This is a genomic window from Sphingobium terrigena, assembly GCF_003591655.1.
Lineage (GTDB): Bacteria > Pseudomonadota > Alphaproteobacteria > Sphingomonadales > Sphingomonadaceae > Sphingobium > Sphingobium terrigena.
Genome location: NZ_QVRA01000037.1, coordinates 1 through 14190, shown reverse-complemented (window position 1 = coordinate 14190; position 14190 = coordinate 1). Strand labels below are relative to the sequence as shown.

At 60.3% G+C, this 14190-nt stretch carries 16 protein-coding genes; 12 read left to right on the top strand and 4 right to left on the bottom strand.

Going from position 1 to position 14190, the window contains the following annotated elements:
* Positions 1 to 147 precede the first annotated feature (147 nt).
* The 3 genes from D0Z70_RS22270 (at position 148) to D0Z70_RS22260 (ending at position 3620) form a co-directional block, all read left to right on the top strand.
* Positions 148 to 1440: an NAD(P)/FAD-dependent oxidoreductase gene (locus tag D0Z70_RS22270; RefSeq protein ID WP_119750157.1), complete on the top strand. Its 1293-nt coding sequence runs from the start codon at positions 148 to 150 to the stop codon at positions 1438 to 1440.
* 39 nt (positions 1441 to 1479) lie between these two features.
* Positions 1480 to 2886 carry a bifunctional metallophosphatase/5'-nucleotidase gene (locus tag D0Z70_RS22265; RefSeq protein ID WP_220475695.1) on the top strand — a complete coding sequence of 469 codons (1407 nt, stop codon included), beginning with the start codon at positions 1480 to 1482 and terminating at the stop codon, positions 2884 to 2886.
* Between the two features lie 104 nt (positions 2887 to 2990).
* Positions 2991 to 3620, top strand: coding sequence for a peroxiredoxin (locus D0Z70_RS22260; protein ID WP_119750153.1), 630 nt, complete (start codon positions 2991 to 2993; stop codon positions 3618 to 3620).
* A 36-nt stretch (positions 3621 to 3656) separates the two neighbouring features.
* On the opposite strand, the gene D0Z70_RS22255 is transcribed toward D0Z70_RS22260, so the two are convergent.
* On the bottom strand, positions 3657 to 4037 hold the full coding sequence (locus D0Z70_RS22255; RefSeq protein ID WP_182914079.1) for an ArsR/SmtB family transcription factor: 381 nt from the start codon (positions 4035 to 4037) through the stop codon (positions 3657 to 3659).
* Positions 4034 to 4693, bottom strand: a complete 660-nt coding sequence (locus tag D0Z70_RS22250) for a peroxiredoxin (RefSeq protein WP_220475694.1) — start codon at positions 4691 to 4693, stop codon at positions 4034 to 4036. Before D0Z70_RS22250 ends, D0Z70_RS22255 begins: the two co-directional genes overlap by 4 nt.
* Positions 4694 to 4809: 116 nt before the next feature.
* Here D0Z70_RS22250 and D0Z70_RS22245 point away from each other — a divergent pair, with 116 nt between their 5' ends.
* The 8 genes from D0Z70_RS22245 (at position 4810) to D0Z70_RS22205 (ending at position 11762) form a co-directional block, all read left to right on the top strand.
* Positions 4810 to 5718, top strand: a complete 909-nt coding sequence (locus D0Z70_RS22245; protein ID WP_119750146.1) for an MBL fold metallo-hydrolase — start codon at positions 4810 to 4812, stop codon at positions 5716 to 5718.
* Complete coding sequence (locus D0Z70_RS22240) at positions 5718 to 6149, top strand: YeeE/YedE family protein (RefSeq protein ID WP_119750144.1); 432 nt, start codon at positions 5718 to 5720, stop codon at positions 6147 to 6149. The genes D0Z70_RS22245 and D0Z70_RS22240 overlap by 1 nt, the downstream gene beginning before the upstream one ends.
* Complete coding sequence (locus D0Z70_RS22235) at positions 6149 to 6586, top strand: DUF6691 family protein (RefSeq protein ID WP_119750142.1); 438 nt, start codon at positions 6149 to 6151, stop codon at positions 6584 to 6586. Before D0Z70_RS22240 ends, D0Z70_RS22235 begins: the two co-directional genes overlap by 1 nt.
* Positions 6587 to 6607: 21 nt before the next feature.
* Positions 6608 to 8293, top strand: coding sequence for a bifunctional protein tyrosine phosphatase family protein/NAD(P)/FAD-dependent oxidoreductase (locus tag D0Z70_RS22230; protein WP_119750140.1), 1686 nt, complete (start codon positions 6608 to 6610; stop codon positions 8291 to 8293).
* Between the two features lie 5 nt (positions 8294 to 8298).
* A complete protein-coding gene (locus D0Z70_RS22225) occupies positions 8299 to 9075 on the top strand; it encodes a sulfite exporter TauE/SafE family protein (RefSeq protein ID WP_119750181.1) in 777 nt (258 codons plus the stop codon).
* A 157-nt stretch (positions 9076 to 9232) separates the two neighbouring features.
* Entirely contained in the window at positions 9233 to 10636 is a 1404-nt protein-coding gene (locus tag D0Z70_RS22215; RefSeq protein ID WP_119750136.1) for a cytochrome ubiquinol oxidase subunit I, read from the top strand.
* 5 nt (positions 10637 to 10641) lie between these two features.
* Positions 10642 to 11649 carry a cytochrome d ubiquinol oxidase subunit II gene (cydB, locus tag D0Z70_RS22210; protein WP_119750134.1) on the top strand — a complete coding sequence of 336 codons (1008 nt, stop codon included), beginning with the start codon at positions 10642 to 10644 and terminating at the stop codon, positions 11647 to 11649.
* Positions 11649 to 11762 (top strand): DUF2474 domain-containing protein, encoded by a 114-nt coding sequence (locus D0Z70_RS22205; RefSeq protein ID WP_082919883.1) that lies wholly within the window; start codon positions 11649 to 11651, stop codon positions 11760 to 11762. Before cydB ends, D0Z70_RS22205 begins: the two co-directional genes overlap by 1 nt.
* A gap of 25 nt (positions 11763 to 11787) precedes the next feature.
* Here the strand turns inward: D0Z70_RS22205 and D0Z70_RS25740 are convergent, their stop codons facing one another.
* A complete protein-coding gene (locus D0Z70_RS25740; RefSeq protein WP_275402235.1) occupies positions 11788 to 11922 on the bottom strand; it encodes a hypothetical protein in 135 nt (44 codons plus the stop codon).
* Between the two features lie 463 nt (positions 11923 to 12385).
* On the opposite strand from D0Z70_RS25740, the gene D0Z70_RS22200 reads away from it, so the two are divergent.
* Positions 12386 to 13672: a tyrosine-type recombinase/integrase gene (locus tag D0Z70_RS22200; protein ID WP_119750132.1), complete on the top strand. Its 1287-nt coding sequence runs from the start codon at positions 12386 to 12388 to the stop codon at positions 13670 to 13672.
* Here the strand turns inward: D0Z70_RS22200 and D0Z70_RS22195 are convergent.
* On the bottom strand, positions 13657 to 13854 hold the full coding sequence (locus D0Z70_RS22195) for a helix-turn-helix transcriptional regulator (protein WP_119750130.1): 198 nt from the start codon (positions 13852 to 13854) through the stop codon (positions 13657 to 13659). The genes D0Z70_RS22200 and D0Z70_RS22195 overlap by 16 nt on opposite strands.
* Between the last annotated feature and the right edge of the window lie 336 nt (positions 13855 to 14190).

The window sequence follows — 14190 nt, the reverse complement described above, 5'->3', positions numbered from 1 at the left end:
ATTTCGCTGCCAAGCCGCACGCATCCATCCGCATCGCCAAGTGGTAAGGATGCCTTAAGGTGCGTCGCTATCCTGCCAAGTTGGAACGCGCGCGCGAATGTTCGTTTTACTTCCGTTTTGCTGCCCGCGACGGCCAAGGAGATTACTATGCCACACTATGATGGTCGCCCCCATATCCTCATTCTTGGCGGAAATTTTGCGGGGCTGGCCTGCGCGCAAAGATTGCGACAACATGTGGGGGACAAGGCGCGCATCACCGTAATCGATCGCAAAAGCTATCTGCTGTTCATTCCCAACATCGCGGCTGACGTGTTCGAAGATCGCAACCCAGCGCTGCACCAGCGGATGGATCTGGTGCCCATTCTGGCAAAGGATGACATCGATTTTATCCATGGGGAAGTCACTGCTGTCGACATTGCAGCGCGCAATGTAACCTTCAGGCCCGCAGAACGGGGTGGCGCCGAAGATCATGTCGAACATTATGATTATGTCATCTTCGCACTTGGTGCCCGGCTTGCCTATGATCGGACCGAGGGTTTCGCCGAGCATGGCCACACTGTCAGCGACCTGTATCATGGGGAAAAGCTGCGCCGCTACCTCAACACCCGCTACGCAGGCGGCCCGATCGCGATCGGATCGGCAAGGTTCCACCAAGGGGACGGAGCTGACGGTCTGGAACCCTATCCCGGCGGATCGATCCCGCGGGCGCTTGCCGCCTGTGAAGGGCCTCCCGTCGAGGTCATGATGTCGATGGCGACCTGGCTGAACGATCGGAAACTTGGCGGCCCCGAAAACGTCACTGTCTTTACGCCAGCCCCCATGATCGCGGAAGACGCAGGCGAGGATGTCGTCAAACAACTCCTGACACTCGCGACCAAGATGGGCTTCAACTACTGGAACAACACGCAGGACATCACGCGACTGACGGCCGACGCCATCGAGTTTGCCGATGGCCGCACCCTGCCGGCAGAGGTGAAGATCATTTTCCCCGACTGGGTGCCGCACGACTTTGTCAAAGGCCTGCTTGTCAGCGATTCCGAAGGGTTCATCAAAACCGACCTGCTGATGCGCAACCCTGACCACCCCGAAGTGTTCGCCTGTGGCGATTGCGCCGCTGTTACGGTGCCAAAATTGGGCGCCATCGGACATCAGCAATCAGACATCATCGGGCTTCAACTTGGCAAGATTTTCGGCACCGCGGACGCGGAAAAGGCTGACGTTCCGCTGAAGCCCGAGGTGCTGTGCATCGGCGATATGGGCGATGGTAAGGCGTTCTGGATACATTCCAACAGCTGGTTCGGCGGTGACCGCCAAACACTGAAGATGGGACGCGTGCCCTATTTCCTGAAAATGCGATATCGCGACATGTTTTTTGCCGCAGATGGCAAAGTGCCCGCATGGGGACTGGATGCCGCAGCGCTGATCGCGGAAGGGCTTTGAGCTGCCATGACAAACCTTACCATTCTGCAACTTAACGATTTGCACGGCTATGTGGAGCCCCATTCCGAACTGCGGCGCGATGCGCATGGCGATTTCCAGTTCGCGCAGATGGGTGGACTTGCGCGAATCAAGACTCTGTTCGATCAGGCACGGCAGGAAAATCCCGGCGGAGTGATCGCGCTGGATAATGGCGACACGTTCCACGGCACCCATTTTGCCGTGCAGGATCGGGCACGGGCGATGGTGCCACTGATCAACGCGCTGGGCTTCGACGCGATGACGCTACACTGGGAGTTCGCCTATGGCCCGGAACGTGTGGCTGAGATATCGAGCGAGCTGGCCCACCCTATGCTCGCCGCGAATATCTTTTGCGAAGACAGTAGCGAACTGTTTATACCGCCCTCGACCATCATCGAACGCAACGGGGTGCGGGTAGGCATTGTCGGCCTCGCCTGCCCGATTGTGGACAAGACGATGCCGCCATCTTTCAGCAAGGGGCTTCGCTTTGTCACGGGCAATGCCGAACTGCCCGGCCATATTGCGCGGCTGCGGCAGGATGCCGATCTGATTGTGGTCCTGTCCCACCTCGGTTTTCCGCAGGATGTGCAACTGGCCAAGGACGTGGCCGGAATTGACGTGATCGTCAGCGGTCACACCCATAACCGCATGGAAAACGCCGTCGTCGTCAATGGGGCGATCATTTTCCAGTCTGGCTGTCATGGCTCCTATATCGGGCGGCTCGATCTGGATGTTTCGGAAAATGGCATTAAGGGCTGGCGCCATCGCCTGATACCTGTCGATGACAGCGTCGCGAGCGATCCGGGCCTGGCGGATGCTGTCGCCGCGGCTCTCGCAAGCGAAAGGCAGTCGATGAGCGAGGTCGTCGGGCACACGGACGTCGCCCTGCATCGGTATGCGATGCTCAACAGCCCGATGGACGACCTGTTGCTCGAAGCCGTTGCCGAGGCAGCGGGAACGCCGATCGCATTTTCCAATGGCTGGCGCTACGGCGCACCGATCGCGCCTGGACCGATCACGATGAACGACCTTTGGAACATGGTGCCGGTGGACCCGCCTGTTTCGGTTGTCGACGTTACCGGCTCGGAAATCCGCGAAATGCTGGAGGAAAATCTCGAGCGAACCTTTGCGTCGGATCCGTATGAGCAGATGGGCGGCTACATTAAAAGGATGCGCGGCGTGCGGCTCGTCTTCAAGGCGGAGAACGATAAAGGCCGCCGTATTGACCGACTATATATCGACGGCGCTCCGATTGAGGAATCTGCTCGCTACACCGCCGCTTTCATTACTGCCCAAGGTGTTCCAGCGAAATTCGGCGCCAACCGGCGTAAACTGCCTATCTCGGCGATTGACGCTCTGCGTCGAACGCTTGCGAGACCATGGCTTGGGGCCAATGGCCCAGAAAGCTCAAGCACTGAACTCATATGATGCGCATCATTCATATACACGATCACAGAAAGTTATATATTGTGCTGGTTGCTTTCGGTATCTTGCGGTAGGTGTCTGTTATCGCAATCCTGAAAGGACCCGACATGACCCTGCACATTGGCGACACCGCACCCGATTTCACCGTCGACACCCAGAACGGCCCCATCAGCCTGCATGAATGGGCTGGCGACTCCTGGGTCTTCTTCTTCAGCCACCCGGCCGATTTCACGCCGGTCTGCACGACCGAGATGGGCCGCACAGCCCAGCTTGCCGATCAGTTCGAGGCCCGCAACGTCAAACCGCTCGGCCTGTCGACCGACACTGCCGACGAGCACCGCAAATGGATCGAGGATGTCAACGACACCCAGAACACCAACCTGACTTTCCCCATCGTCGCTGACGCGGATCTGTCGATCGCCAAGATGTATGACATGATCCACCCCGATCAGAGCGCGACCGCAGCGGTGCGATCGGTCTTCATCATCGATCCAAAAAAGAAGATTCGGCTGACAATGACCTACCCGATGAGCGTGGGACGTAACTTCGACGAGATATTGCGGGTTATCGATGCGCTTCAACTCGGCGACGCCAAGCGTATCGCAACTCCGGCAGACTGGCAGAAGGGTAAGGAAGTGATCATTCCTCCCTCGATCAAGGATGACGAGGCACGCGCCCTCTTCCCCCAGGGCTGGACCGAGCATCGCCCTTATCTGCGCACCGTATTGGTGGACTGAGAGTTTGATGCTGCGAGGCTCTACAGCCTCGCAGCATCATTTACGTGGCGCGATCCGAGCGAACATGGCCGCGCCGCCGCCGGCCTGCAGTCGGGCCGCGACCGCGTCTGCACGGGATATGGCTACCGTCCCCGCATAGGCATCAAGCAAGGCGCTGACTTCAGCGATACGGGCCTGGTTGATGCGATAGAAAACCAGCTTTGCCTCGCGTCGTGTGTGCACAAGGTCGGCCTTTCGCAGAACACCGAGCTGTTGGCTGAGGCCGGGCTGCACCACATTGGCTAAGTGTTCGATCTCGCCGACCGAGCGCTCGCCATCTATGAGGGTGCGCAGCAGGGAGAGCCGCACCGGATGTGCAAGCGCCCGAAGCAGATCCGCCGCGGCCTCGAGATCAAGCGTCGCAATATCCGCCATCATGCCTGATCCTTGATCGGCGTGTAGAACCAGTCGGTGCCGGCAGGAGCGGCCAGCACGTCGGCGACGTCATGGCTCGGGACCGCGAGCAGATCACTGCCTGGCATCCAGCCTTCCGGTGCCAGAGCCGATCCATCATGGACACGTTGAAGCGCGGCAACGAGGCGCAGCATCTCCTCCACGGATCGACCGACGCTGGCTGGATAGCAGGTCGAGGCCCGCAATATCCCGTCCGGATCGAGGAAATAGGTCGTCCGCACCGCGCTGGCATCCATCGCGTTTGGGCCGACCATGCCATAGGCGCGCGCGATCTCCAGCGTCGGATCTTCGATGATCGGGAAGTCCACGACGACATCGAACCGATCGCGGATCGCGCGGATCCAGGCGAGGTGGGAAAACAGGCTGTCGACCGACAGTGCCATCAGTTCGCACCCCAACGCCGCAAACCGGTCATGCGCGCGCGCGATCGACACAAACTCGCTGGTGCAGACCGGCGTGAAATCCGCCGGGTGCGAAAAGAGCGCAAGCCAGCGCCCTCGGAAATCCGAAAGTGACACCGGGCCACGGGTCGAGCGGGCGGTGAAATCCGGCGCTTCCTCGCCAAGGCGCAACGCGGAACAGGAGGGGAGTTCAGGAGCCAAATCGAACCTTTCATTCATGCTGATCGACATTGTCATCAATCTCGTCGGTTGACGCAACCATAATACTCGATTATTTGAACCGTGTAAGTGAGAAAGTTTGGAGAGTCGAGATGCACCACCCTGATGAGCCGCTCATGCTCGCAACGCAGATTGTAACGGACACCCGCGCCGGCGAAGTACCTGTGCCGGTTGTGCGCTCGTTCTTTGACGAGCCGACATTCACGGCAAGCTATGTGGTGTATGATCCAGTGACTCGCGCCGCAGCTATTATCGACAGTGTGATGGATTTCGACCCGGCATCCGGCCGGACGGACCACGGCTCTGCGCAGGCGATCATCGACTATGTCCGGGCCGAAGGATTGAAAGTCGAATGGCTGCTGGAAACCCATGCTCACGCAGATCATCTGTCTGCCGCGCCGTTCCTTCAGGAACAGCTCGGCGGCAAGCTCGCGATCGGTCGCGCAATCACGACAGTCCAGAGCGTGTTCGGCAAGATCTTCAACGAAGATACCCAGTTTGAGCGTGACGGGTCGCAGTTCGACCATCTCTTTGATGACGGCGACAGGTTCTTGATCGGTTCGATTCCTGCGGTCGCGTTGCACGTGCCGGGGCATACGCCCGCCGACCTGGCCTATGTCATCGGCGACGCGGTGTTCACGGGCGACACGCTGTTCATGCCGGACTATGGCACCGCCCGTGCGGATTTCCCCGGCGGCGATGCGCGAATGCTTTATCGCTCCATCCGCCGCCTGATGGACTTGCCGCGCGAGACGCGCACTTTCCTGTGCCATGATTACAAAGCGCCGGGCCGCGACGACTTTGTGTGGGAAACCACGATCGGCCAGGAACGCGATTCCAATGTTCACGTCCATGAAGGCGTGGGCGAGGATGAATTTGTCGAGATGCGCACTCGTCGTGACGCGACGCTGGGGATGCCACGGCTCATCCTCCCCTCGATTCAGGTGAATATGCGTGGCGGGCATCTGCCCGAGCCAGAAGAGAATGGCACGCGCTACCTCAAGCTTCCGCTGGACGTGCTGTGATGCCTGATTATGCGATGCCGGGGCAGGGGCTGATCGGTGGCCTGATGATCGGCGTGGCGGCTGCCATCATGCTGCTGGGTGCGGGCCGCATCGCCGGCGTCAGCGGCATGGCGGCGCGGGCGATCGGGCTGGGCGGCGGCGCACCGCGCACGCTCGCGCTGGCATTCATTATCGGCCTGCCTCTCGGCGCGGCACTTGTCGCATGGGCGGCGGGACCGATCCTGTCACGCTTCCCCATGAGCATGGCAACGCTCGCGGTCGCAGGGCTCGTCGTCGGTATTGGCACGCGGCTCGGGTCGGGCTGCACGTCCGGTCACGGCGTATGCGGCATGTCGCGCCTGTCCAGGCGATCCATCGTTGCGACATTCACCTTCATGGCGACGGGCTTTGCGACTGTGGCAATCGTCAATGCCGTTGGAGGTGGCTGGTAATGCGCGGCGTGATCGGCCTTGCCTCCGGCCTGTTGTTCGGCGCGGGGCTCGCCGTGTCGGGCATGCTGGACCCCGTGCGGGTCCGCAGCTTCCTTGACCTGTTCGGTGCCTGGGATCCCACCCTTGCCTTCGTCATGGGCGGCGCGATGATCCCGATGGCAATCGCCTGGCTGATCCAGCGACGGATGGCGGCGCCTGTTGCCGATGCCGACTTTCATCTGCCCGACACCGATCCAATCACGCCGCGCCTGGTCGGCGGCTCTGCCTTGTTCGGCATCGGATGGGGGCTCGGCGGCCTTTGTCCAGGCCCGGCACTGGCCGCATTTGCCATCAACCCTCCGGCAGCCGCCGTTTTTACGGCTGCGATGGCGGTCGGCTTCGCGATCGTCTGGGCGCTTGATCGCCCGTCGGGACCACGAACGCCGGTCCACGCCTGAACTTAAGAAAGGAGAGGTTCGATGAATCCCCATAAACTCGACGAAAAGCTGCTCGTTTGTAGCCAGATTACCCCGGAAGACATTGACCAGGCCGCATCTGCTGGCGTCCGTCTGATCATCAACAACCGGCCTGATGGCGAAGAGCCCGGCCAACCTCTCTCAGCCGACCTGAAGGCAAAGGCTGACGCGCTCGACATTGCCTATCGCCATATTCCCATCAGCGGTGGCAATTTCGACGACGCATCGGTTATGGCCTTTGGCGATGCGCTGGCATCTGCCGATGGCCCCACTCTCGCTTTCTGCAGGACCGGCACCCGTGCCACGACGCTTTGGGCATTGTCCCAGGCTGGATCGCGCCCGACCGCAGCCATCCTGGGCGCGGCAAATGCGGCTGGCTATGACCTGTCGCAATTGCGCGATCGGATCGAGGCCACAGGGGCCAGCGGCCCGGATGGCCCCGCGGCCGATCGCCCCGCCGCCCGCTATGACGTTGTCATTGTCGGCGGGGGTGCAGGCGGCATCGCGACGGCGGCATCGATCCTCAAGCGGGATCCCAAGCTTTCGGTGGCGATCATCGAACCGCGTACCGAACATTATTACCAGCCTGGCTGGACGATGGTCGGTGCAGGTGTGTTCGAACCGAAATCAACCTGCCATTCGATGGCGTCGGTGATGCCCAAGGGTGCCACCTGGATCAGGGAAGCCGCGCAAAGCTTTCAGCCCGAACAGGATCAGGTGACGACAGCCAATGGCCGCGCGATTGGCTATCGCGCGTTGGTTGTCGCGCCGGGCAACGTGCTGGACTGGGACGCGATCGACGGGCTGGCGGCAACGCTGGGCCAGAACGGCGTTACGTCCAATTATCGCTACGACACAGCGCCCTATACCTGGGAGCTGGTACGCAATCTGCGGGAAGGCGTTGCGCTGTTCACCCAGCCGCCGATGCCCATCAAATGCGCCGGCGCCCCTCAGAAGGCGATGTACCTGTCGTGCGACAACTGGCTGGAACGCGGCGTCCTGAACAACATTGATGTTGCCTTCCACAATGCGGGCGGCGTGCTGTTCGGCGTGAAGGACTATGTCCCCGCGCTGATGGGCTATGTCGAGCGGTACGGCATCGACCTCAATTTCGAATCCACCCTGATCGCGGTCGACGGCGCGGCAAAGACCGCGACCTTCCGCGAAAAGACGGGCGAAGTGACGCGCGCGTTCGACATGATCCATGTGACCCCGCCCCAGATCGCGCCGCGTGTCGTTGCGGACAGTCTGCTGGCGGACAAGGCAGGCTATGTCGAGGTCGATCAGGTGACGTTGCAGCACGTCCGTTATCCCAATATCTTCGGTCTTGGCGATGGTGGCTCCACGCCCAATGCCAAGACCGCCGCCGCGGCGCGCAAACAGGCGCCGATCGTGGCGGTCAATCTGCTGTCGGTACTTAAGGGGGGAGAGCCGGTTGCCGGTTATGACGGCTACGGCTCCTGCCCGCTGACCGTCGAGAAGGGCAAGATCGTGCTCGCCGAGTTCGGCTATGGTGGCAAGCTCCTGCCCAGCTTCCCAAAATGGCTGATCGATGGAACGCAGCCTGCGAGGCTGTCCTGGCTGCTCAAGTCCGAGGCGCTGCCGTGGATTTATTGGAACGGCATGCTCAAGGGTCATGAGTGGCTGGTAAAGCCGCAACCAATCGAACGCGCGCGTCAGGCGGCGTGATCACCATGCTCGAACCCCTGCAATATGTGTTGGGCCTCCTGTCAGGCTCGCTGGTCGGCTTCTCGCTGGGACTGGTTGGGGGCGGCGGCTCGATCCTCGCCGTGCCGCTGATGGTCTATCTGGTCGGTGTCTCCAGTCCGCATGTCGCGATTGGCACGTCGGCGCTGGCGGTCGCCGTCAACGCCGCGACGGGGCTGGCCAGCCATGCACGCGAGCATACGGTCAAATGGCGCTGCGGCGGCATGTATGCCGCGGCAGGCGTCCTTGGCGCGCTGGGCGGGTCGACGGTCGGCAAGGCGTTCGACGGGCAGAAGCTGCTGTTCCTGTTCGCCCTGGTGATGATCGTCGTCGGCATACTGATGCTGCGCGGGCGCAAAGCGCTGGGCATCCCGGGTGCCCAATGTAATCGTGAGAATGCGCCCAAAGTTCTGGGCTATGGTCTGGGCACCGGCATCTTCTCGGGCTTCTTCGGCATCGGTGGCGGTTTCCTGATCGTCCCCGGCCTCGTTGCATCGACCAGCATGCCGATCATTAACGCGGTCGGAACCAGTCTCGTCGCGGTAACGGCGTTCGGCCTGACGACAGCCGCCAACTACGCATTTTCCGGGCTGATCGACTGGGTGCTGGCTGGCGTGTTCATCACTGGTGGCATCGCTGGCGGGTTCATCGGCACAATCGCCGCCAAGCGGCTATCTGGCACTGGCACGCTGACAACCGTGTTTGCGGTGCTGATCTTCGTCGTCGCGGCCTATATGCTCTGGAAGAGCGCGGCGGCCCTGTGACCACGATCCCCGACAAGGAACGCCGCTGTCAGGCGATTGCCGCCTTGATCGCCTCCGGTCAGGGCGTTTGCGCCAGTTGCCGGCAAATCGGTATATCGGAAAAGACATTCAATCGCTGGCGGCGCGCACAGCGCGCAGCTTTACCGGAAGACTAAAGATGTTCGACGGCCTCGATGCTCTGCTGCTCGCCCGAATCCAGTTCGGGTTCACGGTCAGCTTCCACTTCATTTTTCCGGCATTTTCAATCGGCCTTGCCAGCTATCTGATGGTCCTGGAAGGACTGTGGCTGAAAACCGGACGGGACATCTATCTCGACCTGTTCCGCTACTGGGTGAAGATCTTTGCCATCGCTTTCGCCATGGGCGTCGTATCGGGCATCGTCATGTCTTATCAGTTCGGCACGAACTGGTCGGTTTTCTCGACAAAGGCAGGGCCGGTGATCGGGCCGCTGATGGCCTATGAAGTGCTCACCGCCTTCTTCCTGGAGGCCGGCTTTCTCGGCGTAATGCTGTTCGGCATGTCCAAGGTGGGCAAAGGCCTGCATTTCGCCGCTACCTGCATGGTGGCGCTCGGCACGTTCATTTCGGCCTTCTGGATCCTGTCGGTGAACAGCTGGATGCAGACGCCGACCGGCTTCGAGATGTCACCCGATGGCCGTTTCCTGCCAGGGGAATCCTGGCTGGCGATCATCTTCAACCCCAGCTTCCCCTACCGGCTCGTCCATACGGTGATAGCCGCCTATCTGACCACTGCCTTTGTAGTCGGTGCGGTGGGCGCCTGGCATCTGCTGCGCGACCGCGCGAACCTGCATGCGCGGAAGATGTTCAGCATGGCGATGTGGATGGCTGCGATCGTCGCGCCGATTCAGATTTTCGCTGGCGACATGCACGGCCTCAACACACTGGAGCATCAGCCCGCCAAGGTCATGGCCATGGAGGGGCATTACGAGAGCCACCCGGACGGTGCGCCGCTGATCCTGTTCGGCATTCCCAACAGCGCGGAGAAACGCATCGATTATGCCGTGGAGGTTCCCAAGGCATCGTCGCTGATCCTGAAGCATGATCTGAACGCACCGCTCGCCGGCCTCGATACGATTCCCGATGACCGTGAGCCTCCCGTGCCGGTCATCTTCTGGTCTTTCCGGGTGATGGTCGGCATCGGCTTTGCCATGCTGGGCCTTGGTCTGTGGAGCCTGGTCGCGCGGATGCGTAAACGTCTCTACGACTGGTCGTGGCTGCATCGCGCCGCCGTGCTGATGGGGCCGTCAGGCTTCGTGGCAGTGATTGCCGGGTGGATCACGACGGAGGTGGGGCGCCAACCCTATACCGTTTATGGCCACATGCTCACGGCCCAAAGCGCGTCGCCTCTCGCCGCGCCTGCGGTTGCCGCCTCGCTGATCGCGTTCGTCATCGTGTATTTCGCAGTCTTCGGTGCGGGCGCATGGTACATCCTGCATCTGATGCATAAGCCGGCCGGGCCGCATGAGTCGGAGCCTGAGCATATGCCGGTACGCACTGCGGGTATTACGCCTGCACCGGCCATCGCGACTGGGGCGGAGTAAACAAAATGGGCATCAACGTCGATTTGACGGTCGTCTGGGCTTTCATCATCGCCTTCGCCGTATTCATGTACGTTGTCATGGACGGGTTCGACCTAGGCATCGGCATCCTGTTCGCGAGCTTCAAAGTTGGGGAGGAGCGCGATCAGGCGATGAATTCGATCGCGCCAGTGTGGGACGGCAACGAGACATGGCTGGTGCTGGGCGGCGGCGGGCTATTCGCTGCCTTCCCGCTCGCCTATGGTGTCGTCCTGACCGCGACGTACCCACTTATTATCGCGATGCTATTGGGGCTGGTTTTTCGTGGCGTGGCCTTTGAATTCCGCTGGCGCGACCCACGGCACCGTGCGCTATGGGACATTGCGTTCAGCCTGGGCTCGTTCATAGCCGCCTTTGCGCAGGGCGTGACGCTGGGCGCGATCCTCCAAGGCGTTCAAGTCGAAAACCAGGCCTATGCCGGTGGCTGGCTCGACTGGTTGACCCCGTTCAGCCTGTTGACCGGGGCTGGGGTGGTCATCGGCTACGCGCTGCTCGGCGCTGCCTGGCTGATCTGGAAAGTCGAAGGTAGCGCAGAGGCGCATGCCCGCCGGCTGGCGCTGTGGGCGGGGGCAGGCACGCTGGTCGCGATGGCGGCGGTCAGTGCCGCCACCCCGTTCCTGCAGTTCGAATATTGGAAGCGCTGGTTCGACATGCCCGGCGTGCTGGCGACGGCGCAAGTGCCGCTGCTTACCGGGATCGTCGCTTTCCTGTTTTTCCGCAAACTGCGCGGCGGGGCCACCGCTGCACCGTTCCTGCTTGCGCTGGCCCTGTTCGCGTTGGGATTTGCAGGACTTGGCATCAGCCTGTTTCCTTACATCGTGCCCGACAGCATCACCATATGGGATGCCGCCGCGCCCGAGCGGAGCCAGATATTCATGTTGGTGGGGACCGCGATCATCATGCCGGTCATCCTTGCCTATACTGGATGGGCCTATTGGGTCTTTCGTGGCAAAGTTGGTACGCACGGCTATCACTGATGAAGTATACGCCCTTTTGGAAGCGGCTGGGATGGATGGCGCTGATCTGGACCGGCAGCGTTGTTGCGCTCGGTGCGGTATCGATGATTCTCCGCTTCTGGCTGAAGACCTGATCGCCAGCGCGACATCGACAGGCAGTCAGTTTTCGCCATAAAGGTCGCGCTGCGAACGATCGATCTCGTCAGCATAGCGTTTGCGAACGTATTTTTCGGTCAGCATACCCAAAATCCGTCGATCTTCATCGACAACGGCGAGATCGTCGGCTCCACTCACGTCGAATGATCTCTAATAAGCAGCGGGGTTTCATGTCTATCCGGCGCTTACACAGCAAAAAGTTGATAATAATAGGTATGTTGAATTGTTCTGTCAGAACTGTCCGCAAATTTCGGACAGGCGATGGCTGGATCAAGCCGCTGTTTGGTACAACGAAGGCGCAAAATCGAGATAATCTAGAAATCTGGCCACCGTTGCTGCCCCGTGTTTGTTGGCCGAACCGTGCTCATAAATATGCAAATTAAGATGGTTGCGAGCTCCCGCAACCAAAACAAGGTCCAAAAAGACCAACAAAGTCCCAAATGGGACTCGAAAAATAGCCTGTTTTCAGGCTGTTATCTCATGCAGCATGGGCTCCGACGGGAGCCTAACCGCCCAGGTGGTTACCATGAGATTTGTTGGTAAATTTGTTGGTGCAAAGTTAGGATTCAAGTCTCGCGCGCGGCGTCCAGGAGACTGATCCGTGCTGACCGATAGCCTTATCCAATCCATTCTTCCCGCCACGCACCCGATCAAGAAAGCCGATGGCGGCGGCCTCAATATCTGCGTCCTGCCCGGCGGTCGACGCGAGTGGCGCCTCTCCTATCGCTTTGCGCACAAGCAGAAGAGCATCACCGGCGGTGACTATCCAGCGATGAGCATCGACCGTGCACGGGTCTGGCGCGAGGAGATGAAAGCGGTTCTCTCTGCCGGAAACGACCCTGCGGACATCAAGCGGCAGAAAAAGCATGAGGATCAGGCCGAGCGGACGACGTTCCGCCAACTGGCCCAGGAATGGGTGATCGCCAAACGACCGGGATGGTCTGACCGCTATGCCGGCGTGATCGAGCGTCGCCTTGAAGCCGATATCTTTCCGACCATCGGCAAGCTGTCGGTCCGCTCGATCCTGCCCCGGGACATGCTCGACGCGCTCAAGACCATAGAAGATCGCGGCGCCTTCGAGATGACGCATCGGGTGCGGGCCTATTGTAGTGAAATCTTCCGGTTCGGCATTCCTGATGGTCGGGTTCTTACGGATCCCTGCCGTGATCTGGGCACTGTTATGCGCAAGCGCGCCCCGGTCACACACCGATCGAAAATACCCATCAAGGAATTACCACGCTTTTATGCGGCGCTGAACGCCGATACGGGTTCCAGGCTCAGCCATCTTGCCTTGCGATGGACGATCCTCACTATGGTACGAACCACGGAAACGCGGCATGCGCAATGGAGTGAATTCGAAGGCTTAGGCGACCCTGAACCGCTGTGGCGAATTCCGGCTGAACGCATGAAGATGCGGGTCGAGCATCTCGTGCCATTGCCGCCGCAGGCGGTTGCGTTGCTTCGTGAGATCAAGGAACTCAACGTCTACGGCCAATATGGCAATGAGCGGTTCGGGCGATATCTGTTCCCGGTGATCGGTAACCAGGGCGACACGATCAGTTCGAACCGCATGTTGGTCCTGCTTCAGCGGCTAGGGGTTGGCGACAAGGCGACTGTGCATGGGTTCCGTTCGATCGCCAGCACCGTGCTGAATGAAACCGGCCTGTTCAAGGCGGATTGGATCGAGCTGCAGCTGGCGCATGTACCCGGCGGTGTTCGCGCCGTCTACAACGCGGCACGGTACCTGTCCCACCGTCGGCAGATGCTCGAATGGTGGGCCGACTATCTCGACAAGGCCGAACAGGTTTCAGCGGCGATCGCCATTGAGAAGGCGACGCCGGCAAAGCCCAATGTCGGGGCGTTGGAGTGGTTTCAGTCGTCTTGGTAGGCGGTAGGTGCCTCCATCCAGCGCAATATTCTGGATAGGCGCCAGGCAACCGCTCTGGCTCCAATCTTCTCTGGGGCTGGAAAGGTGCCCAGATGGATGTCGCGATAGATCGAGGCCTTTGGTTTGCCCGTCTTCGCAATAACGGTGCGCAGTCGCAAAAACTGCTCTTCAGTCTCATCCATTTACAAACCAACTTTCTCGGTCGGTCTGCCCGCATTATAAGCATGACAATATAGAACCGGCATTTCAAGCAAAGACTTGCTTCCAGAAAGTACGAGCTTGGTAGCATATGAGCGAGCATGGGGACATTCCAGAAAATCCGCTCCAGAAAAGAATGCCAGGGAAGACGACATACGCTGCGCTTGGGCGGTAAATAGCTTACCGCAGCAACGCGCTCTAAGGCTTGTGGGGATTTAGGATTCCCATTTGGAGTGAGATGTGATTCACACTCCGGATGGAACGTTTTGTATTGACCGACGCCCAGTGGGCAAAGATGGAACCGCACTGTCTGGGCAAGC